This window comes from Micromonospora sp. PTRAS2 (genome assembly GCF_054052245.1).
In genome coordinates, this window is sequence record NZ_JBSWBU010000002.1 from 540,384 (window position 1) to 567,001 (window position 26,618).

The window sequence follows — 26,618 nt, forward strand, 5'->3', positions numbered from 1 at the left end:
CTGTCCCGAGCCTTTCGCCGTCGCAGCAAGGAGCATCATGAAGCGTCCACTCCGCGCACTCGCGGCCGCCGGCCTCCTCGCGGCCGCCTCGATCGTCGCCGTCGCCGTCGGCGGCACCGCCTCCGCCGACACCCAGATCTGCGAGCAGTTCGGCTCGACGGTCATCGGCGGCAAGTACGTCGTGCAGAACAACCGCTGGGGCACCACCGCCCAGCAGTGCATCAACGCCACCAGCACGGGCTTCGAGATCACCACCCTCAACGGCAGCAGCCCGACCAACGGCGCGCCGACCGCGTACCCGTCGATCTTCGTCGGCTGCCACTACACGAACTGCTCGCCGGGGACCAACCTGCCGGTGCAGGTCAGCCAGATCAGCAGCGCCCCCGGCAGCATCAACTACCGCTACGTCAGCGGGGCCATCTACAACGCCTCGTACGACATCTGGCTGGACCCGAGCCCCAAGCGGGACGGGGTGAACCAGATGGAGATCATGATCTGGCTCAACCGGCAGGGCCCGATCCAGCCGATCGGCTCCCCGGTGGGCAACGCCAACATCGCCGGCCGCAACTGGGAGGTCTGGCGCGGCAACAACGGCGGCAACAACGTGATCTCCTACGTCGCGTCGTCGGCGATCCCCAGCCTGAGCTTCGACGTGCTGCACTTCATCAACGACACCCGCAACCGCGGCGCGATCACCAACTCCTGGTACCTGACCAGCATCCAGGCCGGCTTCGAGCCCTGGCAGGGCGGCGCCGGACTGGCCGTGACGAACTTCTCGCAGAGCGTCAACACCGGCGGCACCCCGCCCACCACCAACCCGACGCCTCCCCCGGGCACCGGCGCCTGCGCGGTGAAGTACACGGCCAACTCGTGGAACAACGGCTTCACCGCCGACGTGCAGATCACCAACACGGGCACGGCGACGCTCAACGGCTGGACGCTCAACTACAACCTGCCGGGCGGGCAGCAGATCACCGGCTCGTGGAACGCCACCGTGTCCCAGAGCGGCTCGGCCGTGACGGCCCGCAACATCAGCCACAACGGCACGCTCGCCCCGGGCGGCACGGCCACCTTCGGCTACCAGGGCACGCTGAGCGGCGCGTACTCGTCGCCGAGCAGCTTCACCCTCAACGGCATGACCTGCACCCGCTCCTGACCAGCCACCGCACGACGGGGGCGGCCCGGTCTCGGGCCGCCCCCGCGCCGTGTGCCGCCCCCACCCCCGGTGGACGTCAGCCGCCGAGGGCGTCGATGTCGCGCATCTCCTCGGCGGTCAGCGAGAAGCCCCAGATGTCGGCGTTGGTGCGGATCCGCTCCGGGGTGACCGACTTCGGGATCACCACGATCCCGTGGTCGACGTGCCAGCGCAGCACCACCTGGGCCGGCGACACGTCGTGCGCGGCGGCGATCCGGGTCAGCACCGGGTCGGCCAGGTCGGTGGTCTTGAACGGGCTGTACCCCTCCAGCACCACGCCCCGGTCCCGGTGCTCGGCGTGCCGCCGCCGGTCGTACAGCGCGGGACCCCAGCGGATCTGGTTGACCGCCGGGACCTCCCCGGTGGCCTGGATCAGCTCGTCGAGCTGCGCGGTGCCGTAGTTGCTCACCCCGACGGCGCGGGTCAGGCCCTCGTCCCGCGCGGCGAGCAGTTCCCGCCACACCGGAATGCTGTCCGACGCCGCCGACGGCGGCCAGTGGATCAGCCAGAGGTCGACGTGGTCGAGGCCCAGGGCGCGCAGGCTGGCCTCGATCGTCTCGCGCTCCCGACCCACCCGGTCGGGCGGCAGCTTCGTGGTGACGAAGACGTCCTCCCGGCGCAGGCCGCTGTCGCGGACCGCCCGGCCCACCTCCGCCTCGTTGCCGTACATGGTGGCGGTGTCGACGTGCCGGTAGCCGGCGTCGAGGGCCGCGAGCACCGCCGCGTGCCCGGCCTCGCCGGTGGCCTGCCAGGTGCCGAAGCCGAGCAGCGGCATCCGCACGTCGCCGGAAAGCAGAACGGTGGGCTGGTCGAGGGTGTCCATGGCCGCTGTCCTACCCCTGATCGCGCCGCCCATGCCCGCCGCGGCCCGCGCGGCGCGGCGCACCGGCTGCGCGACCGCCCGGTTCGGCGGAGAATGCGGGGGTGGCCGACCGCCTGGAGGACTACCGCTCGCGCCGCGAGCCGACAGCGGGAGAGCGCACCGTGTACCTGACGCACCTGGAGTGCCCGCGCTGCGGGCGGGCGTACCCGGCCACGGAGCCGCAGAACCTGTGCGCCTGCGGGTCGCCCCTGCTGGCGCGCTACGACCTCGCGGCCGTGGCCGCCGCGGTCACCCCGGAGCGGTTCGCGCTGCGCCCGGCCGACCTGTGGCGCTACCGGGAGCTGCTGCCCGTGGCCGACCCCCGGCACGTCACCACGCTGGGCGAGGGCTGGACGCCGCTGCTGCGCGCCCCGGCGTACGGGGCCCGGATCGGCATTCCCGACCTGATCGTCAAGGACGAGGGGCTCACCCCGACGGGGTCGTTCAAGGCGCGGGGCGCCGCGGTCGGCGTGAGCCGGGCCCGGGAGCTGGGCGTACGGCGGATCGCCATGCCGACCAACGGCAACGCGGGCGCGGCCTGGGCGACGTACGCGGCCCGCGCCGGCCTCGCGTCGACCATCGTGATGCCGCTGGACGCGCCGGCCATCTGCCGGCGGGAGGTGCTGGCCGCCGGGGGCGACCTGCGCCTGGTCGACGGGCTGATCAGCGACGCCGGCCGGCACGTGGCCGCGCTCGTGGCGTCGGCCGGCGGCGCGGTCTTCGACGCCGGCACGCTGCGCGAGCCCTACCGGCTGGAGGGCAAGAAGACCATGGGGTACGAGATCGTCGAGCAGCTCGGCTGGCAGGTGCCCGACGTGATCGTCTACCCGACGGGCGGCGGGGTGGGGCTGATCGGCATCCACAAGGCGATGCAGGAGCTGCACGGGCTGGGCTGGATCACCGACCGGCCGCCCCGGCTGGTCGCCGTGCAGTCGACCGGCTGCGCGCCGATCGTGCGCGCCTTCGCCGCCGGGGAGGACCGGGCGCGGCCGTGGGCCGACGCGCGCACCGTCGCGTACGGGATCACCGTGCCGGCGCCCCTCGGCGACGAGCTGATCCTGGCCGCGCTGCGGGCCAGCGCCGGAACCGCGATCGCGGTGGACGACGCGGAACTCCTGGCCGACCTGCGGCACTTCGGCGCGGACGAGGGGCTGCTGCTCTGCCCGGAGGCTGCGGCCTGCCTGACCGCCGCCCGGCACCTGCGCGAGGGCGGCTGGATCCGGGCCGGCGAGCGGGTGGTGGTGCTCAACACCGGCGCCGGGCTGAAGTATCCGGAGACGGTGGACGTCTCGGCGGCCCCGGTCGTGGCCTGACGGCCGACCCGCAGGGCGGGCCGGGTCAGCTCGTGGTCGGGTCGGTCAGTCGCCACGCGGCGTTGACCAGCCCGATGTGCGACAGCGCCTGCGGCGTGTTGCCCAGGTGGGCGCCGGTGCCCGGGTCGATCTGCTCGGGCAGCAGCCCCACGTCGTTGGCGTGCCCGAGGAGCTGCTCGAACAGCCGCCGGGCCCGGTCCCGTTCGCCGGTCAGCACCAGGCACTCCACCAGCCAGAACGAGCACAGCAGGAAGCCGGCGGGGTCGGTGGACCAGCGCCGCACCAGGCCGTTGCCGGCGCCCAGCTCGCGCTCGACCGCCTCGATGGTGGCGCGCATCCGGGGATCGGTCGCGTCGGCGAAGCGCACCAGGGGCAGCAGCAGCGCCGAGGCGTCCAGCTCCGGCGAGCCGAAGGCCCCCGTGTACGCGCCGACCCGCTCGTTCCAGCCCTCCCGGAGCACGGTCGCGCGGATCTCGTCGCGGGTCGCCGCCCAGCGGCGCGGGTCGGCCCGCCCGCCGAGCTGCGGGGCCAGCGCCACCGCCCGGTTCAGCGCCACCCAGCAGAGCACCTTGGACGACAGGTAGTGCCGGTCGGCGTCCCGGGTCTCCCACATCCCCCGGTCCGGCAGCCGCCACGTCGCGGCCACCTGGTCGGCGAGGCCGACCACCATCTCCGCCAGCTCGTCGGCGAGCGTGTCGCCGAGCTGCTCGTGCAGCCGCCAGACCGCCGAGATGACCTCGCCCGGCACGTCGAGCTGCCGCTGCCGCCAGGCGTCGTTGCCGAGGCGGACGGGCCGGCTGTCGGCGTATCCCCGCAGGTGGAGGCAGTCGTGCTCGGAGAGGTCCCGCTCCCCCTCCAGCCCGAACAGCACGGGCACCGGCGCGTCGCCGATGCGGCCGATCGAGCGGGCCGCCCAGGCGAACAGGCGCGACGCCTCCTCCGGGCAGGCCGCCACCCACAGGGCGCGCATCGTCGCCGCGAAGTCGCGCAGCCAGGAGAACCGGTAGTCGTAGTTGCGGTCGCCGCCGAGGCGTTCCGGCAGCGACGTGGTCAGGGCCGCGGCGACCGCGCCGCTGCGGGCGTACGTGAGGCCGGTGAGCACCACCGCGCTGTGCCGCACCTGCGGGACGTACTCGCCCTCGTAGTGGTGGGACTCGCGGAACGCCTGCCACGCCCGGGTCGTGTCGGTGAGCGCGGCGACCGGGTCGAGGCGCACCGGCGGGTCGCCGTACGCCGGGGCGTACGCGAGGGTGAAGCCGACGGTCTCACCGGCCGCGACCGCGAACTCCTGCCGGACCCGGTCGCGGTCCGCGCGCAGGGCGGGCCCGGTCCCGGCCAGCACCAGCACCGCCGGGCCGGCGGCGGCCAGCACGCTGCCGTCGGCCTGCTCGTGCAGGTACGGCGTGAGCAGACCGTGCTCCGGCCGGGGCGCGAGGTCCAGGCCCATCCGGACCCGGCCGGTGAGCCCCTCGACGACCCGCAGCAGCACGGCCGGGGAGTTCATGCCCAGCTCGTGGCCGCGCGCGCCGGCCTCGGCGGCGAGCGCGTCGGTGACCGCGACGCTGCCGGAGGGCGTGTGGTGGACGGTGCGCAGCACCAGCGTGTCCGGCCGGTACGCCCGCTCGACGCGCGACGGTGCGAGCGGGGCGAGCCGCCAGTGCCCGGCCGCCGGGTCCAGCACCCGGGCGAGGACGGCGGACCCGTCGAACCGGTCCGGGCACCACCAGTCGACCGAGCCGTCCCGGCCCACCAGCGCGCCGGAGCGGCAGTCGGACAGGAACGCGTAGTCGGAGATGGGCGGCTGTTCCACCCGGCCGGGGTACCCGCGCCGGCCCGGATCAGGCAGCGGGACCCGCAACCCGGCGGCGCACCGATCAGGCAGCGGGACCCGCGACCCGGGCGGCGCACCGGTCAGGCGGCACGGCGCGGACCGGCGGCGGGGCCGGCCCGGCACGCGGGCGGGCCGGCCCCCGGCCGTCGGCTCAGGAGGTGGGCGGCTCGTCCTCGCCGGCCGCCTCCGCCGCGTCGGCCTCCTCCTTGGTGTGGTGGACGGCCTGGTCGGCGTGCTCGGGCGGCCCGTAGACGGTGTAGAGCACCAGCGGGTTGGGGCCGGTGTTGACGAAGTTGTGCTTCGTGCCGGCCGGCACCACCACGAGGTCGCCCTGGGCGACCTCCTTCTTCTCCCCGGCGACGCGGGCCTCGCCGGTGCCGCTGACGAAGGTGAGGATCTGGTCGATGCCCTCGTGGACCTCCTCGCCGATCTCGCCGCCCGGCGGGATCGTCATGATCACCAGTTGGGTGTGGTCGCCGGTCCACAGCACCCGCCGGAAATCCGGGCTCTTCTCGGCGACGGTCGCGATCGTGAAATGCTCCATGGCCCGCACATACCCCGTCCCGCCCCGCGTCACGCCGGGAACGACGGATGGTGGAATTTCCCACTGATCCGAGGTTTGGACCCGCCCGGACCGGGCATCGACACCTCGACCGACGCACCCGTTCGGTCGAGCCAGGTCCCCGCCGGCGTACCGCCGTACGGCTGCGGTGGTGGGAGACGGCCGGAGCGCGGCGACGTTACGACCCCCGGGTCGCGGCGGCGCCGTGCGCTCCTGTCCGGAGCCGGCCACCGAGCGCCCGCCGATCACGGACTCGGGCCGCCCGCGCGGCCACCCGGCGCGCTTCAGCGGTCGCGGTGCAGCCAGGCCAGCAGGTCCGGTGGGGCGAGAGTGGCGGTCCGCGCCCGGTAGCGGGCCAGCGTCGCCGCGTCCAGCAGTTCCCGGCCCTGCCCCGAACGGCCGCGCCGGAAGAAGGCGTTCCGGTCCTTCAGCACGCCCGCCGGATCCGGGACCAGCAGGTCCGCCCGCTCGCGCATCCGGTCGAAGGTGGCCGCCTCGACCAGCTCCGGCCAGCGCGGCTGCGCCACCTCGACGCCGAGCCGCCCGGCCAGGGCGCGCATCTGCCCCGCCAGGTCGGCCACCAGGTCGTCGTAGTGCACGAGGGTCACGTTGGGCCGGTCGCGACGGCCCCAGGCGTCGCCCAGGTGCCACAACACCCCCTCGAGCGAGTCCAGCTCCGCGCGCGGGTCGACCTCGCGGTCCACCCACCGTCGCAACGACTCCACCAACGGGGTACGCGGGGCGGACGGCCCCGCCGGGGCGGGCCGGCCGGTCAGCTCCGCCAGCCGCGCCCGGTCGAGGTTGCCGCTCTGGTGCCAGAGCGAGACCGCCATGTCCAGCGGGTGCCGGGCCACCACCACGTAGTGAGCCCGGTCGTCCAGGGGCACCCCGTCGAGCGGGGTGTGGGTCTTGACGAACCGGCGGTGCCGCTGGGCGGCGAGCCGGGCGTACACCTCGTCGCGGGGTTCGGCCAGCCAGTCCAGCCAGGGCGAGAGGTGCGACAGCGGGGCCGGCAGGTCGGGCGTGCCGAACACCAGCAGGGCGCAGATCATCTGCATCCAGGTGGTGCCGCTCTTGGACCGGGTGCTGATGACGATGTCGCCGTCGCGGAACGGGAATCCGGCCCAGCGGGCGCTGTCTTCTTCGGACGATCGGTAACGAAAGGACTGGTCGGGCATCCGGGGATCGTACGATCGCCCCTGGCCGGACGCCCGGCATTTGCCGTTGACCCTGTGACGAGCGCCGATGTGTCGCTACATTGAATTATGGTGCCCGCCCACGGGAGCCGGGCGGCGGAACCGGTCTACCATCCCATCCTCGCCTGCCACCGCGGCGAACTGGAGGCGCTCCGCCACCTCGACAGCGCCACGGCCGCCCTGATCGCCCCGGTCCTCGACGTGTCCATCCTGGACCGCGCCCTCGCGGAGGCGTTCACCCGGCTCCCGCCCGGGCTGCTGCCGGCGGTCGACGTCACCGCCCTGCCCGACGGGCCCGACGCCGAGCTGGCCCGGTGGAACGTACCGCTGGTGCCGGTGGCCGGGCTCGCGGACAGCGACGCGCGGCTGGCCGCGCACGGCGTGGCGGCCCGGGCGTACGCCGGGCGGTTGGTGGTGCGGCTGCGGGCCCGCAGCGACCGGCACGGTCCGGACGCCGCGACGGCCTCGGTGGAACGGATCTGGCGGCTCACCCGGCTCGTGCCCGAGCAGTGCGAACTCCTCGTCGACTCCGGGGACGTCTGCTGCCCGGCGGACGTCCGGCTGGCCGAGCCGCGCGTCCGGCGGCTGGTGGACTGGGCACGGCGGCACGCCTGGCGGTCGGTGACGGTGGCGGCCGGTGGGCTGCCGCCGACCGGGTCCGGGTTTCCCACCGACGAGCCGGTCCGCCTGGAACGCTGGGACTGGCTGCTCTGGCGTCGGCTGGCCGACCTCGGCGTCCGGTACGGCGACTACGCGGTCGGCTGCGCGGTGCCCGGCGGCGAGCCGCTGTCCGACCGTCTGCCGACCGTCCGCTACACCACCGACCGGGAGTGGTGGCTCTACCGCTGGTCGCGGCGGGGCGGCCGGGGCGACGAGCGGGTGGCCGACCTGTGCCGGACGCTGGTGTCGGCGGCGCACTGGCCGGCGGCCGGGGCGGCCTTCTCGTGGGGTGACCACGAGATCCTGCGTCGGGCCCGGCGGGTGGCCGGGGCCGGCTCGACGACGAACTGGGCGGCCTGGAGCACCTCGCACCACCTGGCCCACGTGCTGCACCAGCTCCGGGACGGCGGCGAACGCCGCCCCACCGTACGACCCGCGCGCGCGGCCGGCCGGCGCGGCGAGGGGCCGACTATTTCTCGGTGAAGCCGAACTGCACGACCCCCTCGTCGTCGACGGTGGCGTCGACCGAGGTGTCGGTGAGCAGGTCGGCGGCGTCGGAGTCGAGGAAGATCCGGGCGCCCTGGTGGTCGACCACCTGGTCGCCCTGGACGGGCTCGGGCACCAGTTCGATGGTGAGCGAGCCCGCGTCGGTGTCGGCGGCGATGCGCAGGCCGCCGCCCTCGGCGACGTCTTCCTGGGCGGTCAGGTCGCGGATCACCAGCACGGCGTTGTCGGTCATGGTCAGCATGGGGCACTCCTCGTGGATTCTCGGTCGCGGTCGGTGCAGACCGGGCTCAGCCCGCGGACGATCACACGGGGGAGCTCGGGTGACGGCAGTGCCGTCACCGGGCGGAACGGGGCTGCTCGGAGCGCGCCCCTGCACCCACCGTGCCCGCTGCGGCCGCATCCGTCAAATGGAACGAGTTCAATCACCCCTTGCGGCGGAACCGGCTCCGAGCTGCCCGGATGCTCCCTACGCTGAAGCCATGGACGACGCGAGGCGGTACGCGGCCGAGTTCGTCGGCACCCTGTTGCTGGTCTTCTTCGGCGTGGGCAGCGCGGTCTTCGCCCAGGTCCAGGGCGGCGTGGTGGTGGTCGCCCTGACCTTCGGCTTCATCGTGCTGGCGCTGGTCTACACCATCGGCCCGCTCTCGGGCTGCCACGTCAACCCGGCGGTGACCCTGGGGGTGCTGCTGTCGGGAAAGATCTCCCCGGTCGGCGCGGTGGCGTACTGGATCACGCAGTTCGCCGGTGCCACGGTGTCCGGCCTGATCATCTGGGGGCTGACCCGGTGGGGCGGCGTGGTGGACCAGACCGGCGCGCTCGGCACCAACGGCTACGGCGCGCACATCAACCTGGGCGGCACGGCGGTGCTGGAGACGGTGCTGAGCTTCCTGTTCGTCCTCGTCGTGCTGGTGGTGACCAGTCGGGCCGAGCATGCCGGGTTCGCGGGGCTGGCGATCGGGCTGGCCCTCGCGGCCTGCATCGCCGTCGGCCTGACCCTCGACGGCGCCTCGGTCAACCCGGCCCGGTCGTTCGGCCCGGCGGTGTTCGAGGGTGGCACGGCCCTGCGGCAGCTCTGGGTGTTCGTCGTCTTCCCGCTGCTCGGCGGCGCGCTGGCCGCCCTCGCGGCGCCGCTCGTGGTGCGGCGCAACCCGCACTACCGCGCCGACCCGGAGGAGCCCACCGGCCCCGCACCGAGGACCGCCTGACCCGGCCGACGGGTGCAGGACCGGGACGAAAGACGCCCGCCTGCGCCGCCGGGAACCCCCGGCACCTCCCGATTCGGCACTAACCTTCGCCCGATGGGGTTGGCCGGCAGAATTCTCCATGGCAGCATCAGCGCATGCAGCGTTACGCCGCAGGCCCGAACGCGTGCAGGCGTCACCTGTCAGACCGGCCCGGGCCCCTTCCGGGTGCGGAGGAAGGGGCCCGGGCCCACGGGCGCCCCACGGATCGACGGGCGCGTCAGGCGCCGGGGCGGTCCGGCGGGCGCACCGTGGCGGCCGGGTCGCCCCGCTCGATCAGCAGGTCTATCTCGGCGGCCCGCAGGCCGCGCAGGGCGAGCACCCGCCGGCCCCAGCGGTGCAGCCGGCAGGGGTGCGGGCTGGCGTCGTTGCGGCAGACCGTCCCGCCGGACCAGCGCCGGGGGGCGTGCACCACGACCGCCCGCACCGCGAACTGGGCGTCCTCCCCCGTCACGTACGGCGGCAGCGGAATGTCCCACAGCCCCTCCCCCGACTCCTCGCGGGCGCCGGGGACGGCGGCGGAACGGACGGCACGGGTGGGGGTGGCGGTGCTGCTCATCGGGCAAGCCTCCACAGAGGACGGACGGACCAGGTCAGCGGAAAACCTACGACCGTCCAGAGGCGGCATGACGGACAAACTGTCCCGACCGCCGGGTAGGCGCCGACCACCCGGAACCGGCTCAGCGCAGCGCCACCGCCTGCAGGTTGACGTTGCCGCAACCGCCGAAGGTGGCCTCGACGGTCCAGGTGAGCAGCAGCTTCGCCCCCTTCGGGGCCCGGAACCGCACGGTGAACTCGGCGGTGTGCGTGGTGTGCGGATCCTCCAGCCGGCGGACGGTCGTTTCGCCGCCGCTGGACAGCCGCGCCTCCAGCCGGCCGCGCGCCATCCACAGGCCGGCGTAGAGGCGCACGGTGCGGGCCTCGCCCCCGCCGTCCACGGCGAGCGCGAAGCCGCTGCCGACGCCGCAGGCGGAGACGCCGGTCGTGGTCGCCGTGGACGACGTCACCGGCGAACCGTCGCGCCAGCTGAACGTCTCCGGGCTGACGTCGTGGCCGACCCGGTCACCACGGCCGCCCTCGTCGGCGATCTCCCCCGAGCCGTCGCGTTTGCGGACCGTCGAGTCGGCCCCCCGCAGTCCCCAGTGGACCCAGTCCCGGGTGCCCGCCGCGGTCAGGTCGACGTCGGCCGGCACGTCGGCCTGGGCGACGTCGAGGTGGACCGCCGCCGGCTGCGGCGCCACCGGGCTCGACGGCGACGGCGGCGGGGCGGTCGGGGTCCGCTGCCGGGGACGCAGGCCGGGAGTGGCCGCGTCGGCCGGCGAGCCCGGGCGGTCCACCACCGGGAACCCGCCGCTGGGCCGGCCCGCGGGGGCCGGCAGCACGGCCTCGTCGTCCGGTCCGGCGGCGGGGCCGCCCGGCGCGGCGGCGTACACCCCGAGGGCGACGAGACAGGCGAGTACCACCAGGCCCTCGACCGCCCACCGTCGGCGCTGCCGGGCCCGGGCCAGCCGGCGCTGCTCCGAGCGCGTCCGGCCGTCGGCCAGCTCCCCGACCCGGTGCGGCGGGTCGGTCACCCCGCGCCCACCAGGGCCGACGCCCCGCGTGAGGTCTTCCTGCGCCACCTGGCCTCCACTCCCCACCCGGTGTCCCGGTCCCGGCGACCGCCGCACACCGGCGTGAGCCGTATCACGTTGGCACCACCCCCGCCCGGACGCCAGGGGTGTCCCGCCGGGCGTTTCCACTTCGTTACCGTCCGGTAGGGACCGGCGCACGACCGGGTCACCGGCGACCGGGCGGACTGCGCCACGGTGCCGGTTCACCGGACGGGCGCGGGAACGTCGGCGGGGGTCAGCCGGACAGGCGCCGACGTCGCGGCGAGACAGGCAGGGCGCACCGCGACGCGCCGAGGCGGTGGTGGCGCCGCCGGCTGCGCTGAGCGTACTGGAGGTCACGTTAAGCGCGAAAGCGGCGAAGTCCACGAACCGGGGCGGGCCCCGGTTGAGCCGCCGGTCAGCCCACCTGGAAGCCGAGGGCCCGCGCCAGCAGCACCGCCTGCTCGGCGTCGATCAGCGCGCCGGCCCGCTGCACCGTCGTCGGATCCAGCGCCGACAGGTCGCTGCCCCGCAGGTCGGCGCGCAGCAGGCGGGAGCCGTGCAACTGGGCGCCGGAGAGGTCGACGCCGGTCACCGTGGCGTCGGTCAGATCGGCGCCGGCCAGGTCCGCCTCGCGCATCCGGACGTCGGTCAGGCGCACCCCGCGCAGGTCGGCGCCGGGCAGCGCCACGAACGACCAGTCGCCGCCGTCGACCCGCAACGGCCGCAGGTCACACTGCTCGAAGCTGCTGCCGACCAGCTTGCAGCCCGTGAACTCGGCCTCGAACAGGTTGCACCGCTTGAACACGCAGCGGGTGAAGGCCGAGTCGACGTGGCGGGAGGCGTTGAACGCCACGTTGCCGAAGACGCACTCGGTGAAGACCGCGCCCCGGCTGACCGCCTCGGTCAGGTCGACGTGGAAGAACTCGCAGCGCACGAAGTGCCGGTCGGCCAGATCCTCGGCGTACCAGTCGTCGTGGCGGAAGGTCGCGTCCTCGGTGGGCTCCGGCACCCGGCCAGCCTAACGGCGGCCACCGACGTCTTCCGCGCGGCGCGTACCGGCTAGTAGGTTCGGTGGGTGAGCCTGGCCCTGCGCACCGACCCCGACCGCATCGGCTTCGACCCCGCCCGGCTGGCGCGGATCGACGAACACTTCGGCAGGTACGTCGACGACGGCCGGCTCGCCGGCTGGCAGATCGTCGTCACCCGCCGGGGCGAGATCGCCCACTCCGCCACCTACGGCATGCGCGACCGGGAAGCCGGGCTGCCGGTCGAACCGGACACCATCTGGCGCGTCTACTCGATGACCAAGCCGATCACCTCCGTCGCGGCGATGATGCTGTGGGAGGAGGGCCGCTTCGAGCTCACCGACCCGATCGGCCGCTGGCTGCCCGAGTTCGCCGACGTCCGGGTCTACGACAAGGGGCCGGTGACCAAGCCGCACACGGTGCCGGCGGTCGAGCCGATCCGGATCTGGCACCTGCTGACCCACATGTCCGGCCTGACGTACGGCTTCGCCCAGGTCTCCGTCGTCGACGGCCTCTACCGGGCGGCCGGCTTCGACCTCGGCGTGCCCGTCGGGGCCGACCTGGCCGCCGCCAGCCAGGGGCTGGCCCGGCTGCCGCTGCTGTTCCAGCCCGGCACCGGCTGGAACTACGGGGTCTCCACCGACGTGCTCGGCCGGCTGATCGAGGTCGTCTCCGGGCAGCGCCTCGACGAGTTCCTCGCCGCACGCATCTTCCGGCCGCTGGGCATGACCGACACCGGCTGGTGGGTCGAGGAGGCCGACGCCAAGCGGCTCGCCGCGCTCTACTTCCCGCACCCCGCGACCGGGCAGGCCATCCGCGCCGACGCGCTCGGCCGGCTCGCGCTGACCGCGCCCGACTTCCTCTCCGGTGGCGGCGGGCTGGTCTCCACCGCCGCCGACTACCACCGGTTCACCCAGTTCCTGCTGCGCGGCGGGGAACTGGACGGCGTACGCCTGCTCGGACCCCGCACGGTGCGCTTCATGACCCGCAACCACCTGCCCGACGGCCGCGACCTGGCCTCATACTCGCCGACCGGCTTCGCCGAGACGGTCCTCGACGGCATCGGCTTCGGCCTCGGCTTCGCCGTGGTGCAGGACCCGGTCCCGTCCCGGGTGCCGAGCAGCGCCGGCGAATACTACTGGGGCGGGATGGCCAGCACCGCGTTCTGGGTCGACCCGGCGGAGGAGGTCACCGCCATGCTGTTCACCCAGCTCATGCCGTCGAGCACCCATCCGCTGCGGCCCCAGCTGCGCCAGCTCGTCTACTCCGCCCTGGTCGACTGAGCCGGGCCGGTGGGCCCGCCGCCCGCCCCGTCGCCGACGCCGGGGAAGCGCGGCCGGGATCGCCGGAACGGCACCGCCGGGCCCGGCCGGCTCCTAGCCTGGGGCCATGAGCAACGTCGTGGTGTTCGGCGCCGGGGGCACGGCGGGGTCGCGGATCACCGCCGAGGCGGTCGCCCGGGGCCACCGGGTGACCGCAGCCGTACGCCGCCCCGAGGCGACCAGCTACCTGCCGGCCGGGGTCGACCTGGTGACCGGGGACGTCACCTCGGCGCACAGCGTGCGGGAGCTGGCCCCGGCCGCCGACGTGATGGTGGTCGCCGTGGGCGGCGACGAGGGCCGGGCGCTGTGGCGGGACGCGGCCGAGAACCTCGTCACCGTGCTGCGGGAGGTGCCGAACCCGCCCCGGATCATCCACGTCGGCGGCGGGGCGACCCTGCTGACGCCCCGCGGCACCCCGTACCTGGAGGAACCGGACTTCCCGGAGGAGTACCGGGAGCCCGCCCTGGGCCAGGCCGACGCCCTGGCCTGGTACCGCTCGGCTGCCGACGGGGTCACCTGGACGTACGTCTCCCCGCCGCCGCTCGAGTTCCACCCCGGCGAGCGCACCGGCCACTACCGCACCGGCCTCGACGAGCCGGTGACCGACGAGCGGGGCCGGGCGGCCCTGAGCTACGAGGACCTGGCCGTCGCCGTCGTCGACGAGATCGAGAACCCGCGCTTCGAGAACATGCGCTTCACCGCCGGCTACTGAGCCCGCCGGCTTCAGTCGGCGAGGCGGGCCGGGAAGCCGCCGGTGGCGATCGGGCCCCAGCCGTCGATGGTGACCCGGATCAGCGACTTGCCCTGCCGGACCATCGCCGCCCGGTACTCGTCCCAGTCTGGGTGCTCGCCGGAGATGCTGCGGAAGTACGCGACCAGCGGCTCCAGCGCCTCGGGCAGGTCGAGCACCTCGGCGGTGCCGTCCACCTGCACCCACGGCCCGTCCCAGTCGTCGGAGAGCACGCAGGCCGAGACGCGCGGGTCCCGCCGGACGTTGCGGGCCTTCGCCCGCTCGGGGTAGGTCGAGATCACCAGCCGGCCCTCGGGGTCCACCCCGCACGCCACCGGGGAGGACTGGGGCCGGCCGTCGGACCGGGTGGTCATCAGCAGGACCCGGTGCCGGGGACGGATGAAGTCGATCAGGGCGGCCCGGTCGACCCGGGTGTTGCTCGCGATGCTGCGTGCCATACCCGTTTCTACCAGCAGCGCCGTCAGCTGGGCCGGGCGGTGCTCCGCCCGGCCGCCGGCTGGGCGGGCACCCGGGGACGCACCGTGGGCCGCCAGGCCCGGCCGTTGGCGTAGATCACCCGGAAGCCCAGGTACGCCGCCAGCGGCGCCCAGTGCGCCGAGCCCATCCGCAGCTCGGCGGCGTTGTGCCGCTGCCCGTTGGCCAGCACGTCGAGCAGCACGGTCTCGAAGGCCGCCGACTCCACCCAGTCGACCTCCCGGGTGAACCCGCAGATCAGCGCCGCGCCGGTCTCGTCGAGGAAGTCGCGCAGCACGGCGTCGGACGCCCGCAGCACCGAGCAGCTGCCGAAGTAGAGCCGGCGGCCGTCGCAGCGGCCGGCCATCCGCTCGGCGACGTCGGAGAGGTCGACCGAGTCCCAGTCGGTGAGGCAGAGGCGGCTCGGCTCGCCGTGCATGGCGAAGAAGCCCACCCGGTAGTCGGCGTACTGCTTGAGCAGCCAGCGGTCGAGGAAGTAGAACAGCTCGTCGCGGGTCGCCGCGTCCTTGTGGATGAAGCGGATCTTGCCCAGCCGTTCGAGGAGTTCCAGGGTCGGCAGGACCGAACCGCGCTCGTTGAGGTCACGGTGCCACTGCCCCTCGACACAGAAGACACCACCGCGCGCCACCAGCCACCTCCCCGAGCCCCCGCTGACGTTACCGCCAGCCGCCGCCACCTCGGGGATCACCCTCCGTAGGAGTCGGCTGCGAGCTCGCCGCCCCCCGTCGCGTCGTCGCGTCGTCTCGGCGCAAGATCGCGCTCGATCGGGGAACGAGTGGCCTCGCGGGGCGCAGGAGGCCACTCGATCCGTGATCGAGCAGGACCCTGCCCGCACGGCGTCGGCCCGGTCGCGGGGTGCACCCACGACCGGGCCGACGCGACGCGTTCGCCGTCAGCTCGCCCGAGGCCAGCGCGGCGCGGCGGCGTTGGGGGGCACCGGCCGGCTGGGCAGGCCGGGCCGGACCACGGGCCGCCCGGTGGGCACGGAGACCCGCCCAGGCGCAGGGGGCACCCGTCCAGGGGGTGTCGGCACCCGCCCCGGCGGAGTGGGCACCCGCCCGGGCGGTGTCGGCATGCGTCCCGGGGGCGTCGGCATCCGCCCCGGCGGTGTCGGCATCCGTCCGCCGGACGCGGAGACCCGGCCCGGCGGCATGGGCGTACGACCGCCCGGGTTGGCGGCGCGGCCCGGGGGCGTCGCGCCCCGCCCGGACTGCGTGGCCGCCGGGTGGGCGGCGGGCCGGTCGGCGCGCGACGGACCGGTCGCCGTGAACGGGAACGGCACGTGCACGAACGGGTTCCCGTGCCGGATCAGGGCGTCGATCTGACGCCCGTTGAGGCCGTGGGCCTCCAGCACCCGCCGGCCCCACCGGTGCAACCGGCAGGGGTACGACGCTCCGTCGTTGCGGCACAACGCCCCCGACGGCCACTCCTCCGCGGTGTGCACCACCACCGCCCGGACCGCGAGCCGGACGTCCTCGGGTGTCAGGGACGCCGGGACCGGCACCTCACCCAGCACTTGGTCGATGGGATCCGTCGACTGCTCACCAACTCGCACGGCAGGCCTCCCGCAGCTCGGCAGCGGTGCGGCCGACCCGCCGCACCACATCCTCGCGCAGTGGTACGGCGCGCGGGGGCGAGGAGTTCAATCGCGGTAGGCGGTCAGCAGATCCTCCGCCGACAGCGCCCGCACCCCGTCCACGTCGACCCCGGCGCGCGATACCGCGACCAGTTCCGTCCGCTCGTCCGCGCCGGGCAGCAGCGACCGGTGCAGCAGCAGCCGCCCGAGGTCGTGACCGTCGAACGCACGCCGCTCCAGCCACTTGATCGAGCCCACGAAGGTCACCCGCCGGGCCACCGGCTCCCGGTCCGCGCCGACGAGGTCGATCTCGGGGTTGTTCGTCCGGGTCCAGAACCCGCCGACGGCCGATGTTCCCTCCGGCAAAGGGTCGGCGGGCAGCCGGCGCAACGCCTCCCGGACGGCGGGTTCGATCGCCCGCCCCCGCCAAGCTTGAGGGCATCAGGGGCGATACCAAGGCCATGACGGTCAGGTGGCGGCATCCGAGGGCGAATGATCACGCGATGTCGCCGACATGGTGTCGATCAAGGGCACGCGGCGGCGCCAAGGCGGGGCGCGGAGGGCGGGCCCCAGGCACGCGGCCGTGGGCAGCGGTTTCACCCCCGTAAAGTTTCCCGGCGCTCTCCCGCTGTTCACGCCAGCGCCGATAACATCGCTGACCATGAATACAAAGAGCATCACCCGCTCGCGATCCGGGCGGCTGATCACGGCGTTCGCACTGGCCGTCACGGTGCTGACACCCGTCGTGGCGAGCACCTCCGCGTCGGCGGCGACCACGCTGACCGTGGCACAGGCGCTGGCCGCCCAGGACGGCCGCACGGCCACCGTCACCGGGTACGTCGTCGGGCAGCCGACGGCGACGACCACGGTGATCACCTCCGGCTACACGGCGGACACGGCGATCGCCCTCGCCGACAGCGCCGCCGAGACCGGCACGGGCAGGATGCTCTACGTCCAGGTGACGGCCGCCTACCGCAGCACCTTCGGGCTGCTGACCAACCCGGGGCTGCGCGGCCGGCAGGTCACCGCCACCGGGACGCTGACCGCGTACTTCAGCCACGGCGGGCTGAAGAACCCGACCGCGATGAGCCTCGGCGGTGCCACCCCGGGCCCGACGCCGACGCCCACCGCGTCGCCCAACCCGTCGCCCAGCCCGACCGGCGGCGGTGGCCCGTACGACTCGACGTACTACGCCAGCGCGATCGGCAAGACCGGCAGCGCGCTGCGCAGTTCCCTGCACGCCATCATCAGGACGCAGACGAAACTCAACTACGACCAGGTGTGGGAGGCGTTGAAGGACACCGACCAGGACCCGGCCAACGCCAACAACGTGCTGCTGCTCTACAGCGGCCGCTCGCAGAGCAAGACCAGCAACGGCGGCGACGCCAACGACTGGAACCGCGAGCACGTCTGGGCCAAGTCGCACGGCGACTTCGGCACCGCCACCGGCCCCGGCACCGACGTGCACCACCTGCGCCCCGAGGACGTCTCGGTCAACTCGACGCGCGGCAACAAGGACTTCGACGCCGGGGGCAGCGGGGTGTCCGAGTGCACCGGCTGCTACTCCGACGCCGACTCGTTCGAGCCGCGCAACGCGGTCAAGGGCGACGTCGCCCGGATGATCATGTATATGGCGATCCGGTACGAGGGTGACGACGGCTGGCCGAATCTGGAGATCAACAACTCGGTGTCCAACGGCACGTCCCCGTACCACGGGAAGCTGTCGGTGCTGCTCGCCTGGAACCTGGCCGACCCGCCGGACGCCTTCGAGAAGCGCCGCAACCAGGTCATCTACGATCGCTGGCAGGGCAACCGCAACCCGTTCGTCGACCACCCGGAGTGGGCCACCGCCATCTGGGGCTGACCCCGCCCGGGGCCACCCGGTTGTCGCGGATCACCCCGCCCGGTCGTGAGATGGCGGCCGGGGCGGGGTAGGACAACCGGGTGGCACGGCCCGGCCGCGCGACCTCCGCGCGCCCCGGGCCCCTGACGATGGGAGAGACGGCCGACATGGCGAACACGGTTCCCGACATCGCGCTCAACGACGGCAACACCATCCCCCAGCTCGGCTTCGGGGTCTACCAGATCGCGCCGGAGGACACCGCCGAGGCCGTCGGGCGGGCCCTGGAGATCGGCTACCGGCACATCGACACCGCCGAGATGTACGGCAACGAGGCCGAGGTGGGCCAGGCGGTGCGCGCCTCCGGCCTGGACCGGGACGAGGTCTTCGTCACCAGCAAGCTGAACAACGGCTTCCACCGCCCCGACGACGCCCGCCGCGCGTTCGACTCCACCCTCGCCGCGCTGAAGATGGACCACATCGACCTGTTCCTGATCCACTGGCCGCTGCCGACCCTCTACGACGGCGACTTCGTCTCCACCTGGAAGGTGCTGGAGGAGTTCCGGCGCGACGGCCGGGCCCGCTCGATCGGCGTGTCCAACTTCCAGGTGCCGCACCTGGAGCGGCTGGCCGCCGAGGCCGACGTGGTGCCGGCGGTCAACCAGATCGAGGTGCACCCCTACCTCGGCAACGAGGAGGTGCGGGCGTACGGCCACGCGCACAACATCCTCACCGAGGCGTGGTCGCCGATCGCCCAGGGCGCGGTGCTCGACGACCCGACCCTCGTCGACATCGCCGAGGAGGTCGGGCGCACCGTGCCCCAGGTGGTGCTGCGCTGGCACGTGCAGCGCGGCGACATCGTCTTCCCCAAGTCGGTCAACCCGAAGCGGATGGCGGAGAACTTCCAGATCTTCGACTTCGAGCTGGACGACGCGACGATGGAGCGGGTCACCGGCCTGGACCGGGGCGAGGCGGGCCGGCAGGGCCCGAACCCCGACACGTTCGACTACGTGCCCGCCTGAGCGGGCGAACCCGGCGGCGGGCTGCCACGGCAGGCCCGCCGCCGGCGCGTCCGGCCGGGGCCGTCAGCGGTCGAAGGTGTCGGGCAGGTGAATGCGGTCGGCGGGCACCCCGGCGGCGAGCAGCCGCAGCCGCGCGCCGGCCACCATCGGCGGCGGCCCGCACAGGTGCACCTCCTGGTCGCCGGCGTGGTGGCGCAGGGCGACGGTGAGCGCGTCGCCCTGCTCGGCGGGGCCGGCCGCCGGGTCGTGGGAGTACGCGGGCACCACCGTCAGCCACTCGTGGGCGGCCTCCAGCTCGGCGAGGGTGGCCCGGTCGTAGAGGTCGGCCGGGGTGCGCGCCCCGGCGACCAGGGTCACCCGCCGACCGTCCGGGGCGGCGGCGAGCTGCTCGACGAGGGCGCGCAGGGGTGCCAGTCCGGTGCCGCCGGCGACGAGCAGCAGGTCGTGCCAGGGGCTGGGGTCGAGCAGCAGGCTGATCCCGCACGGCGGGCCGAGCAGCAGCGGCTCGCCGGGGCGTACCCCGTCGACGAGGGCGCCGGAGACGGTGCCGGCGGCGACGGCGCGCACGTGCAACTCCACTGTGCCATCGGGGCGGGGCGCGTTCGCCGGGGAGTACCACCGCCAGGCGCCGGGCCGGCTCGGGGCGCAGACCGGCACCGCCTGCCCCGGCCGGTACGGCAGCGGCCGGCGCGGGCGTACGGTGAGCACGGCCACGCCGTCGGCGGCCCGGTCGTGGGCGACCACCTCGGCCCGCCACCACGCCGGCCCGTCGCCGACTCGGGCGGCGGCCCGGCGCACGGCGGTGACCGCCCGACGCAGCCCGCGTTCCCAGCCGGTGGCGAGGGCGGCCGTCCAGTGTGCCCGGTTCTCCCGGGCGACGGCGGCGAGCAGGGCGTCGCCGAGCAGGTCGGCGTGCTGCGGCAGCAGGCCGACGCCGCGGTGGGCCCGGGCCAGGACCGCCAGCGCGGCGGCCCGCCCGGCCGTGTCGTCGACGCCGCCGGCAAGCCGGCCCAGCGCGGCGAAGACCACGGTGTGGTCCCGCTCGGGCAGCAGGCCGGGCAGGCGGTCACTCACGGTGTCCAGGAAGTTGGCGGCGGCCCGGTCGACGGCGGCGGCGGTCGCCGCCCAGGACGGCCCGAGGTCGGCGCTCACCGCCCGGATCGTCTCCGCCACCCTGACTGTCGGCCCCGCTCGCAGCTCGGTCGTCTTCACGGCGATGGGTACGGACGGTGACCATCGATGGTTCACCCCATTGACCGAGGGTGATCAGTCGATCACCCCTGCGGAGGTCGGCGCTCCCGCCACTCCCGGGCCAGGATCGCGAAGACGAGCCGGTCGGCCCACTCCCCGCGGAACAGGTAGCTCTCGACGTGGCGCGCCTCCTGGCGCATGCCGAGCCGCGCCATCAGCCGGGCCGACGCCTCGTTGCGGGCGTGGCACCGCGCGTAGGCCCGGTGCAGCCCGAACTCGCCGAACCCCCAGTCCAGCAGGGCCGTGGCGGCCTCCGTGGCCAGCCCGCGCCCGTGGTGGTCGGGGTGCAGGACGTACCCGAGTTCGGCGGTGCGGTCGGCCGCGCTGCGCCAGACCAGCTCGACGGTCCCGATCACCCGCGCGTCGGCGACCACGGCGAGGGCCAGGCAGTCGCCCTCGGCGCGCAGCGCGTCCTCGCCCGCCATGGCGGTCACCGAGGCGAGCGCCTGCGCGCGGGTGCGTGGTTCGGCGTCGAGCATCCAGCGGGTGACGTCGGGTCGGCCCTGGTAGGCGTGCACGTCGTCGAGGTCGCCCAGCGCGACCGGGCGCAGGGCCAGCCGGGCGGTGCGGATCGGATAGGTCGGACGGAACATCGACCGATCGTAGGGGCGTGGGCGCGGCCCCGCCGCCCCTGGACGGTCGGACGGCCGCATCGGACCGGTCGGCCATATTCATCGACGGCCATCGACCAATAGGCTACCGGTCATGCGTGCCCGTCGCGTCACCGCCGCAGCCGCCGTCGCCGGCCTGCTGAGCCTGCTCGCCGTCACCGCCGCCCGCGCCGACGACGGCCCGGCCCTCACCACGCCCGGCGCGCCGGTCGTCGTGGCCAACGAGCCGCACCAGCTCACCCTCACCTGGACGCCGTCGGCGTGGGTGGGCGAGCCGGGTGGCACCGAACCCATCACGTACGAGGTGCTGGTGCCGCTGGGCCCCAACACGTACCGGGGACTGGGCAGCACGCAGACGCCCTCGATCACGCTGACCGCCCTGCCGCCCGGCACCGAATACCAGGTGGCCATCCAGGCCCACACCCTGGGCGGATACTCCGACACGTCGGCGACCACCGACCTGCGCACCGCGTACGGCCGGGCGAAGGTCAGCTACCTCAACCTCGACTGGGCGCCCACGGACAACCAGGTGCAGTTCGTCGCGCAGGTCGTCAACACCGGCACGCAGCCGCTCGACCTGCGCACCGTGCGGGTGGACTACCACGTGCGCTTCGAGGGCGGCAACACGTCCCTCGTGACGGAGTGCGACTGGGCGGCGCTGGGCTGCGACAGGATCCAGCGGCAGCTGTTCTACTTCCCGCCGCCCGCGCCGCCGCCCCCGCCCCCGGGGAGCAGCCCCACACCGGTCCCCACCGCGACGCGGTACCCGGTGCCGGGCACGCCCGTACCCGGATACGTCCGGCTCACCTTCACCGGCGGGACCCTCGCCCCCGGCGAGTCGAGCGGGCCGATCCAGCTCCGCTTCCACCGGCAGAACTGGACCGCCATCGACGAGCGGGACGACCCGAGCTGGCGGGCCGCCACCGGCACCTGGGCCGACAACAGCCGGATCACCGTCGACGTCGACGGTGTCCGCGAGTTCGGCGACCAGTACGCCGGCTGAGCCCGGCCGGAGCCACTTTTAAGTACGTTGGCAGCTCGCTGCGAGTATCCCCCTGATTCGCCCCGCCCTGAGGTAGCTTCTACTCCGCGCGCGACACCCTTCTTGGACGACGCATCCCGATCGTCCACATTCACTTTCACTCGTGAAGGGCCCGACGGCGGACATGGGCGAACCCCTCGAACCTTACGTACCCGACCCCACGCTCAGGGCGGCGCTGGAGGACTTCGGGCAGCAGTGCGACCGGGAGATCAGCGTCCCGCCGCAGACCCGCCTCGACCGGGGCTACGGCGGCGGCACACTCTTCGTCGCGCGACTCACCGAGCCGGCGCCGCCGGGCCGGGAGCCCAGCCGGAAGGTCTTCGTCAAGGTCCTGCCGGCCCGCTCGCGGCACCGGGAGGTGCGCGGTCAGCAGTGGTCACGGGCCACCGCGCGCGCCACCGTGGGCGACTTCGCCCGGCAGCACCTGGCCGAGCAGATCTTCCCGCCGATCGACCTGCGCGACGGCCGCCGGCTGATGTTCCAGGAGCCGACCAGCGACTTCCAGGAGCCGACCGACGACGACGCCCGGGTGCGGGGCCTGGACGAGCTGGACGGCGACGACCTGCTCGCCGCATTCCGGGCCGTGCTGGAGGCGGTGCTGCACGAGTGGAACAAGGTCGCACCGACCGCCGGCCCGCCGACGCGCCAGACGACGCTCGGCCCGTACCTCGAACGGGAACTGCGGGCGGCTGGCGCGTGGGAGAAGATCCATCACGCGTTGAGCATCTTCGGGTTCCACAGCGGCGCCGAGTCGCTGCTCATCGACTCGCGGCCCCTGCCGAACCCGCTGCGGCCCGTCGACCCCGCGTCGCCGCACCACCGCCAGCCGGTCGACTTCCATGCCGGCTTCGCCCACGGCGACCTGCACGGCGGCAACGTGCTCGTGCCCTGCGGGGCCGACGGCCGGTCGCACCCCGAGCGGTTCTCGCTGGTCGGGGTGAGCGCCGTCGACGCGGACGCCCCGCTGACCCGCGACGTCGCCGCCCTGCTGCTGGCCACCGTGCTCCGGTACGTCCCTGGACTCACCCGCGACGAGTCCGAGGCGCTGATCGACTACCTCGTCCACCCGCAGCGGGGGCGACCGGGCGCGCTGCCCGGACCCGTCGCGGAACTCGTCCGGATCGCCGACGAGGTGGGGACCGCCTACGCGGGGCCCGGTGGCACGGCCACGTGGCGCAGGCAGGCCCGTGTCTCCCTGATCGCCCAGGCCCTGACCTGCACCACCTTCGAGGACCTGCGGCCCGACCGGGGCCTGTGGTGTCTGCGGCTCGCGGCGCGGGCCATGCAGGCCCACCTCGACGAGAACCCCATTGGGTACGCGGCCTCGGCCGCTCCCGCCACCGCCGTGGGCAGGTGGCCGGTGAGCCCGCCGAACGCCGTTGCTCCCGCCGTCCCGGCGGCCCGGACGAGGTCACCGGGAGCGTCACCGCGCCAGGTGCTCCTCTGGTGCCTGCTCGCGGCAGCGCTGCTCGCCCTGGCCGGCATGGCGCTGTGGGCAACCGCGGCCCTCGGTGTGCCCTGACCCCGCCCGGATGCAAGGAAGGGCACCTTGTTAACGCATTCGGTAGAGGAAGGGCCCCTTCTTAACTGCCCGGTGGCGGTGGTCCACTCGGGGATGGCGCGCTCTCTGGGCGTCTGCGTGTGGCGCTCCGCAGGCCGGCCGATCCGCTGCTGCTCCTCGACGGCCGTGCCGGAGCCCGTCGGCTGACGCGCGTCGCCGCGAACGGCGGCGGTTGGCCAGGCGGCGATCGTCGAACAAGCACGTGCCTGAGCCGCCTCGCGTCGATCGGTCACTATGGGTAGCGTGTCGAAGCCGATTCGTGTGATGTGGGCGCTCGCTGTGACGGGGCTCAGCGTGCTGGTTCTGGCCGGATACGTGGTCATGGTGTTGCGTGCGCCCGAGTTGTTGCTCCCGTCGGACGTGGCATCCCCACCGGAGAAGCCGCCGACGCTGACATCGGCGGAGCAGCTGACCGCGATTCACAACACCCGGCTCCTGGCCATCTCATTCGGTGGCGCCATGGTGGTGCTTGCCGGTCTGCTCTACACCGCCCGCAACTACCGCCTCGCTCACCGCGGGCAGGTCACCGACCGGTTCACCAAGGCCCTCGAACGGCTCGGATCCGACGAACTGTACATACGCATCGGCGGCATCCATGCACTCGAACACGTGCTCCGGGACTCGGCCGACCACCACGCCGACATCGTCGAAGTCCTCGTGGCGTTCATCCGCCAGCGAGTCCCCCGCACCCCTGACGACGAAGACTCCCCGATCCACCCCCGCCCGCCCCTCCCGACCGAACCCGAACCGGATGTACAAGCCGCCCTCACCGCCCTGGCCCACCGACCCCACCGCCGCGAACGCAACCACATCAACCTCACAGGCCTGCATCTCCCGCATGCGAACCTACGTGGGGTGCAGCTCAAGGGAGCGAACCTGGATGGGGCGCAGCTCCAAGGCGCGGACCTTCGGGAGGCACAGCTCCAGGGCGCGGACCTGGATGGGGCGCAGCTCCAGGGGGCGAACCTGCGGGGGGCGCAGCTCCAGGGGGCAAACCTGCGGGGGGCACAGCTCCAGGACGCGAACCTGATCGCGGCGCAGCTCGGCGCGAACCTGCGTGAGCCGCAGCTCCACGACGTGTACCTGCGCAAGGCGCAGCTCCAAGGGGCGAATCTGCGGGGGGCGCAGCTCTTGGGCGCGGACCTGCGTGAGGCGCAGCTCCAGGGCGCGGACCTGCAGGGGGCATACCTCCAGGGCGCCAACCTGCGAGGGGCGCAGCTCCAAGACGCGAACCTGCGTGAGGCGCTGCGCTGGGGCGTGAGCCTGCGGGGGGCACAGCTCAAGGGCGCGAACCTGCGTGACGCGCAGCTCCAGGACGCGGACCTGGGCGGGGCGCAGCTCAAGGGCGCGGACCTGCGGGGGGCGCAGCTCAAGGGCGCAAACCTGCGTGACGCACAACTCCGAGACGCGGACCTGGGCGGGGCGCAGCTCAAGGGCGCGAACCTGGAGCTGCCAACAACGTAGGTGTCGAGTCCCACCTGGTGCCTGACGGATCAGTCCCAGGTGTTGCTTGACGGTTTGGTCCGAGGGTAAGTACGGAGATCGCATCGCCGTCCTGGCGCTACGGGATCCTGGGTCCTGGCATGATGGTGAACCGGCCCTCGGCGTGGCCTGACCGATGATTCTTCCGCCGGGCCGGGCTGATCGACGAGTACGCGATAGTCACCCACCCGGCCCTGATGGGTGGCGGCACGCCGTTCTTCACGGCCCTGGACAACTGGGTGAACCTGACCCTGGTGGAGACCCGGACGTTCCCCGACGGCGTGCTCCTGACCAGGTACGAGACCAGGCGCTGAGCGCCCCCAGCCTCGCCCCGAAGCCCGTTGCAGGCCCCCGGGTCGGGCTAGGCAGAGCCGTGCAGGTGGTCGAGGATCGTCTGGTTGGCCTGCCAGCCGTCGGGGAACTTCACCGGCACGTCGAGGTGCACCGGCTCGGTCGACGGGTGCGCGTCCAGCAGCTCCGCGATGCCCGCCCGCGCCACCACCACGCACGCGTGCCGGTGCCGGGACGTCAGCACGCACAGCCGCCCCGACTCCAGGTGGAAGGCGGTCGCGTCCCGCCGGCCCGACAACGGGTGCAGCACGATCGTCACGTCGTACTCGCGGCCCTGGAGCCGGTTGGCGGTGTCCACGGTGATGCCCGCCCCGGCCGCGCCCAGGTGCGCGCGGATGGCGGCGACCTGGTCGCGGTGCGCGGCCCCCACGGCGATCCGGTCGGCGGTGACCGGCGCGCCGGCCGGCGCGTGCTCGGAGACGGCGACCGCGCCGCGCGCCAGCACCCGCAGCGCCAGCGCGGCGCACGCGGCGGCGGCCTCGGAGTCGGTACGCGGGGTGTGCCGCTCCGGCAGCTCGTACAGCGCCCAGCCCGTCGACGCCGCCAGCTCCACCGCCGCGTCGACGGCGTCCCCCGGCCCGGCGTCGGTGAACGCGAGCACCCGATCGTCGCGGCCGGTGCCCGCCCGGAACCCGGTGAACGGGTAGAACGCCGCAGCGACCACCGGCGCCGCCGACGCGGGCAGCCGCCACGACACCGGCAGCCGGTGCACCGGCAACTGCGGGTTGTGCCGCAGCAGCACCGCCACCGCGGACTGCATCGGGTCCCAGGTCAGGCCCGTCCAGCGCACGGTCTCGACCGTGGAGAACGGGTCGAGCTGCCCGGGATCCCCCACGAACAGGGCCCGCTCGAACCTGCCGGCCACGCGCAACAACGCGTCAGACCGCATCTGGTACGCCTCGTCGACGATCGCCCACGGCCAGCAGCCCTCGGTGACCATGGCCCACTTGGCGGCCGTACCGATGACGACGGCCGGCTCGCCGAGGTCGGCGACCTTCGCCGCCACCTTGACCGTCGGGTGGCCCTTCACCCGGTCGGTCGGCTTGTATTCCGTGGCGGAGAGCCGGCCGATGCGCAGCCCGGGGGCCTTGCGGGCGAGCCGGTCGATGAGGTCGTCGACCTGCTCGTTGGTCTGCGCGACGATGATCAGCGGCTCGCCGGCGGCGGCCAACTCGACGGCGGCGCGGACGACGAGGGTCGACTTGCCGGCGCCGGGCGGCGAGTCGACGACGACGCCCCGGTGGTCACCGGTGCGCAGGTCGGCCAGCACCGCGTTGACGACCCGCTCCGCCTCGACGGACGGCGGCACCTCCAGCGCGACGGTCACTGCCCACCTCCCCCAGCGAAT

27 protein-coding genes and 1 pseudogene are annotated in these 26,618 nt (G+C 74.1%); 12 read left to right on the plus strand and 16 right to left on the minus strand.

Annotation, left to right across the window (positions count from 1 at the left end):
* The first annotated feature begins 37 nt into the window (after positions 1-37).
* Positions 38-1,156, plus strand: a complete 1,119-nt coding sequence (locus ACVMYR_RS08345) for a GH12 family glycosyl hydrolase domain-containing protein (RefSeq protein ID WP_077936476.1) — start codon at positions 38-40, stop codon at positions 1,154-1,156.
* 76 nt (positions 1,157-1,232) lie between these two features.
* Here ACVMYR_RS08345 and ACVMYR_RS08350 read toward each other — a convergent pair whose 3' ends face one another.
* Positions 1,233-2,018, minus strand: coding sequence for an aldo/keto reductase (locus tag ACVMYR_RS08350; RefSeq protein ID WP_431892494.1), 786 nt, complete (start codon positions 2,016-2,018; stop codon positions 1,233-1,235).
* Between the two features lie 161 nt (positions 2,019-2,179).
* On the opposite strand from ACVMYR_RS08350, the gene ACVMYR_RS08355 reads away from it, so the two are divergent.
* Positions 2,180-3,370 carry a threonine synthase gene (locus ACVMYR_RS08355; RefSeq protein WP_457121728.1) on the plus strand — a complete coding sequence of 397 codons (1,191 nt, stop codon included), beginning with the start codon at positions 2,180-2,182 and terminating at the stop codon, positions 3,368-3,370.
* Between the two features lie 25 nt (positions 3,371-3,395).
* Here the strand turns inward: ACVMYR_RS08355 and ACVMYR_RS08360 are convergent, their stop codons facing one another.
* The 3 genes from ACVMYR_RS08360 to ACVMYR_RS08370 all read right to left on the minus strand — a co-directional run bounded on the left by ACVMYR_RS08360 (position 3,396) and on the right by ACVMYR_RS08370 (position 6,941).
* The gene (locus tag ACVMYR_RS08360; protein WP_077936474.1) at positions 3,396-5,180 is read right to left on the minus strand and encodes a glycoside hydrolase family 15 protein; all 1,785 of its coding nucleotides are present in this window, start codon (positions 5,178-5,180) and stop codon (positions 3,396-3,398) included.
* 172 nt (positions 5,181-5,352) lie between these two features.
* Positions 5,353-5,745 carry a cupin domain-containing protein gene (locus ACVMYR_RS08365; protein WP_077936473.1) on the minus strand — a complete coding sequence of 131 codons (393 nt, stop codon included), beginning with the start codon at positions 5,743-5,745 and terminating at the stop codon, positions 5,353-5,355.
* 302 nt (positions 5,746-6,047) lie between these two features.
* On the minus strand, positions 6,048-6,941 hold the full coding sequence (locus ACVMYR_RS08370) for a sulfotransferase domain-containing protein (RefSeq protein WP_457121484.1): 894 nt from the start codon (positions 6,939-6,941) through the stop codon (positions 6,048-6,050).
* Between the two features lie 87 nt (positions 6,942-7,028).
* Between ACVMYR_RS08370 and ACVMYR_RS08375 the strand changes: the two genes are divergently transcribed.
* The gene (locus ACVMYR_RS08375; RefSeq protein WP_431892491.1) at positions 7,029-8,102 is read left to right on the plus strand and encodes a beta family protein; all 1,074 of its coding nucleotides are present in this window, start codon (positions 7,029-7,031) and stop codon (positions 8,100-8,102) included.
* Here ACVMYR_RS08375 and ACVMYR_RS08380 read toward each other — a convergent pair.
* The gene (locus tag ACVMYR_RS08380; RefSeq protein ID WP_077936471.1) at positions 8,089-8,367 is read right to left on the minus strand and encodes an iron-sulfur cluster biosynthesis family protein; all 279 of its coding nucleotides are present in this window, start codon (positions 8,365-8,367) and stop codon (positions 8,089-8,091) included. The genes ACVMYR_RS08375 and ACVMYR_RS08380 overlap by 14 nt on opposite strands.
* A gap of 238 nt (positions 8,368-8,605) precedes the next feature.
* Between ACVMYR_RS08380 and ACVMYR_RS08385 the strand changes: the two genes are divergently transcribed.
* Complete coding sequence (locus tag ACVMYR_RS08385; protein WP_077936470.1) at positions 8,606-9,331, plus strand: MIP/aquaporin family protein; 726 nt, start codon at positions 8,606-8,608, stop codon at positions 9,329-9,331.
* A 256-nt stretch (positions 9,332-9,587) separates the two neighbouring features.
* Here the strand turns inward: ACVMYR_RS08385 and ACVMYR_RS08390 are convergent, their stop codons facing one another.
* The 3 genes from ACVMYR_RS08390 to ACVMYR_RS08400 form a co-directional block, all read right to left on the minus strand.
* A complete protein-coding gene (locus ACVMYR_RS08390) occupies positions 9,588-9,926 on the minus strand; it encodes a hypothetical protein (protein ID WP_077936469.1) in 339 nt (112 codons plus the stop codon).
* A gap of 121 nt (positions 9,927-10,047) precedes the next feature.
* Positions 10,048-10,989 (minus strand): hypothetical protein, encoded by a 942-nt coding sequence (locus tag ACVMYR_RS08395; protein ID WP_256091654.1) that lies wholly within the window; start codon positions 10,987-10,989, stop codon positions 10,048-10,050.
* Positions 10,990-11,377: 388 nt separating this feature from the next.
* Positions 11,378-11,971, minus strand: coding sequence for a pentapeptide repeat-containing protein (locus ACVMYR_RS08400; RefSeq protein ID WP_077936468.1), 594 nt, complete (start codon positions 11,969-11,971; stop codon positions 11,378-11,380).
* Between the two features lie 72 nt (positions 11,972-12,043).
* Between ACVMYR_RS08400 and ACVMYR_RS08405 the strand changes: the two genes are divergently transcribed.
* A complete protein-coding gene (locus ACVMYR_RS08405; RefSeq protein WP_396791762.1) occupies positions 12,044-13,270 on the plus strand; it encodes a serine hydrolase domain-containing protein in 1,227 nt (408 codons plus the stop codon).
* Positions 13,271-13,376: 106 nt separating this feature from the next.
* Positions 13,377-14,021, plus strand: coding sequence for an NAD(P)-dependent oxidoreductase (locus ACVMYR_RS08410; RefSeq protein ID WP_077936466.1), 645 nt, complete (start codon positions 13,377-13,379; stop codon positions 14,019-14,021).
* Positions 14,022-14,032: 11 nt separating this feature from the next.
* Here the strand turns inward: ACVMYR_RS08410 and ACVMYR_RS08415 are convergent, their stop codons facing one another.
* The 4 genes from ACVMYR_RS08415 to ACVMYR_RS08430 form a co-directional block, all read right to left on the minus strand.
* Positions 14,033-14,497, minus strand: coding sequence for a PPOX class F420-dependent oxidoreductase (locus ACVMYR_RS08415; RefSeq protein WP_077936465.1), 465 nt, complete (start codon positions 14,495-14,497; stop codon positions 14,033-14,035).
* Positions 14,498-14,520: 23 nt separating this feature from the next.
* Positions 14,521-15,162 carry a DUF6642 family protein gene (locus ACVMYR_RS08420; RefSeq protein WP_431892488.1) on the minus strand — a complete coding sequence of 214 codons (642 nt, stop codon included), beginning with the start codon at positions 15,160-15,162 and terminating at the stop codon, positions 14,521-14,523.
* Between the two features lie 264 nt (positions 15,163-15,426).
* On the minus strand, positions 15,427-16,089 hold the full coding sequence (locus tag ACVMYR_RS08425; protein WP_043962149.1) for a ribosomal eL19 family protein: 663 nt from the start codon (positions 16,087-16,089) through the stop codon (positions 15,427-15,429).
* Positions 16,090-16,176: 87 nt separating this feature from the next.
* Positions 16,177-16,500 (minus strand): hypothetical protein, encoded by a 324-nt coding sequence (locus ACVMYR_RS08430; protein WP_457121485.1) that lies wholly within the window; start codon positions 16,498-16,500, stop codon positions 16,177-16,179.
* Between the two features lie 271 nt (positions 16,501-16,771).
* Here ACVMYR_RS08430 and ACVMYR_RS08435 point away from each other — a divergent pair, with 271 nt between their 5' ends.
* Both ACVMYR_RS08435 and ACVMYR_RS08440 read left to right on the plus strand, forming a co-directional pair.
* On the plus strand, positions 16,772-17,974 hold the full coding sequence (locus ACVMYR_RS08435; protein WP_457121486.1) for an endonuclease: 1,203 nt from the start codon (positions 16,772-16,774) through the stop codon (positions 17,972-17,974).
* Between the two features lie 146 nt (positions 17,975-18,120).
* Positions 18,121-18,972 (plus strand): aldo/keto reductase, encoded by an 852-nt coding sequence (locus ACVMYR_RS08440; protein WP_077936463.1) that lies wholly within the window; start codon positions 18,121-18,123, stop codon positions 18,970-18,972.
* Between the two features lie 63 nt (positions 18,973-19,035).
* Here ACVMYR_RS08440 and ACVMYR_RS08445 read toward each other — a convergent pair whose 3' ends face one another.
* Together ACVMYR_RS08445 and ACVMYR_RS08450 are read right to left on the minus strand one after the other, a co-directional pair.
* On the minus strand, positions 19,036-20,124 hold the full coding sequence (locus tag ACVMYR_RS08445; protein WP_431892482.1) for an FAD-binding oxidoreductase: 1,089 nt from the start codon (positions 20,122-20,124) through the stop codon (positions 19,036-19,038).
* Positions 20,125-20,246: 122 nt separating this feature from the next.
* Entirely contained in the window at positions 20,247-20,816 is a 570-nt protein-coding gene (locus tag ACVMYR_RS08450) for a GNAT family N-acetyltransferase (RefSeq protein WP_457121487.1), read from the minus strand.
* Positions 20,817-20,928: 112 nt separating this feature from the next.
* On the opposite strand from ACVMYR_RS08450, the gene ACVMYR_RS08455 reads away from it, so the two are divergent.
* Positions 20,929-21,837 (plus strand): fibronectin type III domain-containing protein, encoded by a 909-nt coding sequence (locus ACVMYR_RS08455; protein ID WP_228986455.1) that lies wholly within the window; start codon positions 20,929-20,931, stop codon positions 21,835-21,837.
* Positions 21,838-21,979: 142 nt separating this feature from the next.
* Positions 21,980-23,398, plus strand: coding sequence for a hypothetical protein (locus tag ACVMYR_RS08460; RefSeq protein ID WP_457121488.1), 1,419 nt, complete (start codon positions 21,980-21,982; stop codon positions 23,396-23,398).
* A gap of 483 nt (positions 23,399-23,881) precedes the next feature.
* Here the strand turns inward: ACVMYR_RS08460 and ACVMYR_RS08465 are convergent, their stop codons facing one another.
* Positions 23,882-24,277: a hypothetical protein gene (locus ACVMYR_RS08465; protein WP_457121749.1), complete on the minus strand. Its 396-nt coding sequence runs from the start codon at positions 24,275-24,277 to the stop codon at positions 23,882-23,884.
* Here ACVMYR_RS08465 and ACVMYR_RS08470 point away from each other — a divergent pair.
* Positions 24,263-24,901: a pentapeptide repeat-containing protein gene (locus ACVMYR_RS08470; RefSeq protein WP_457121729.1), complete on the plus strand. Its 639-nt coding sequence runs from the start codon at positions 24,263-24,265 to the stop codon at positions 24,899-24,901. The two genes, ACVMYR_RS08465 and ACVMYR_RS08470, sit on opposite strands and share 15 nt — an antisense overlap.
* A gap of 173 nt (positions 24,902-25,074) precedes the next feature.
* Positions 25,075-25,233 (plus strand): annotated as a pseudogene (locus ACVMYR_RS08475) (dihydrofolate reductase family protein); the annotation flags it as partial.
* A gap of 47 nt (positions 25,234-25,280) precedes the next feature.
* Here the strand turns inward: ACVMYR_RS08475 and ACVMYR_RS08480 are convergent.
* A complete protein-coding gene (locus ACVMYR_RS08480) occupies positions 25,281-26,597 on the minus strand; it encodes an AAA family ATPase (protein WP_457121489.1) in 1,317 nt (438 codons plus the stop codon).
* Positions 26,598-26,618 lie beyond the last annotated feature (21 nt).

Coding starts and splice junctions, on each gene's coding strand:
- ACVMYR_RS08345 (WP_077936476.1), top strand. CDS start 38: ATGAAGCGTCCACTCCGCGCACTCGCGGCCGCCGGCCTCCTCGCGGCC.
- ACVMYR_RS08350 (WP_431892494.1), bottom strand. CDS start 2,018: ATGGACACCCTCGACCAGCCCACCGTTCTGCTTTCCGGCGACGTGCGG.
- ACVMYR_RS08365 (WP_077936473.1), bottom strand. CDS start 5,745: ATGGAGCATTTCACGATCGCGACCGTCGCCGAGAAGAGCCCGGATTTC.
- ACVMYR_RS08370 (WP_457121484.1), bottom strand. CDS start 6,941: ATGCCCGACCAGTCCTTTCGTTACCGATCGTCCGAAGAAGACAGCGCC.
- ACVMYR_RS08375 (WP_431892491.1), top strand. CDS start 7,029: ATGGTGCCCGCCCACGGGAGCCGGGCGGCGGAACCGGTCTACCATCCC.
- ACVMYR_RS08380 (WP_077936471.1), bottom strand. CDS start 8,367: ATGCTGACCATGACCGACAACGCCGTGCTGGTGATCCGCGACCTGACC.
- ACVMYR_RS08385 (WP_077936470.1), top strand. CDS start 8,606: ATGGACGACGCGAGGCGGTACGCGGCCGAGTTCGTCGGCACCCTGTTG.
- ACVMYR_RS08390 (WP_077936469.1), bottom strand. CDS start 9,926: ATGAGCAGCACCGCCACCCCCACCCGTGCCGTCCGTTCCGCCGCCGTC.
- ACVMYR_RS08410 (WP_077936466.1), top strand. CDS start 13,377: ATGAGCAACGTCGTGGTGTTCGGCGCCGGGGGCACGGCGGGGTCGCGG.
- ACVMYR_RS08415 (WP_077936465.1), bottom strand. CDS start 14,497: ATGGCACGCAGCATCGCGAGCAACACCCGGGTCGACCGGGCCGCCCTG.
- ACVMYR_RS08435 (WP_457121486.1), top strand. CDS start 16,772: ATGAATACAAAGAGCATCACCCGCTCGCGATCCGGGCGGCTGATCACG.
- ACVMYR_RS08440 (WP_077936463.1), top strand. CDS start 18,121: ATGGCGAACACGGTTCCCGACATCGCGCTCAACGACGGCAACACCATC.
- ACVMYR_RS08450 (WP_457121487.1), bottom strand. CDS start 20,816: ATGTTCCGTCCGACCTATCCGATCCGCACCGCCCGGCTGGCCCTGCGC.
- ACVMYR_RS08455 (WP_228986455.1), top strand. CDS start 20,929: ATGCGTGCCCGTCGCGTCACCGCCGCAGCCGCCGTCGCCGGCCTGCTG.
- ACVMYR_RS08465 (WP_457121749.1), bottom strand. CDS start 24,277: ATGCGGGAGATGCAGGCCTGTGAGGTTGATGTGGTTGCGTTCGCGGCG.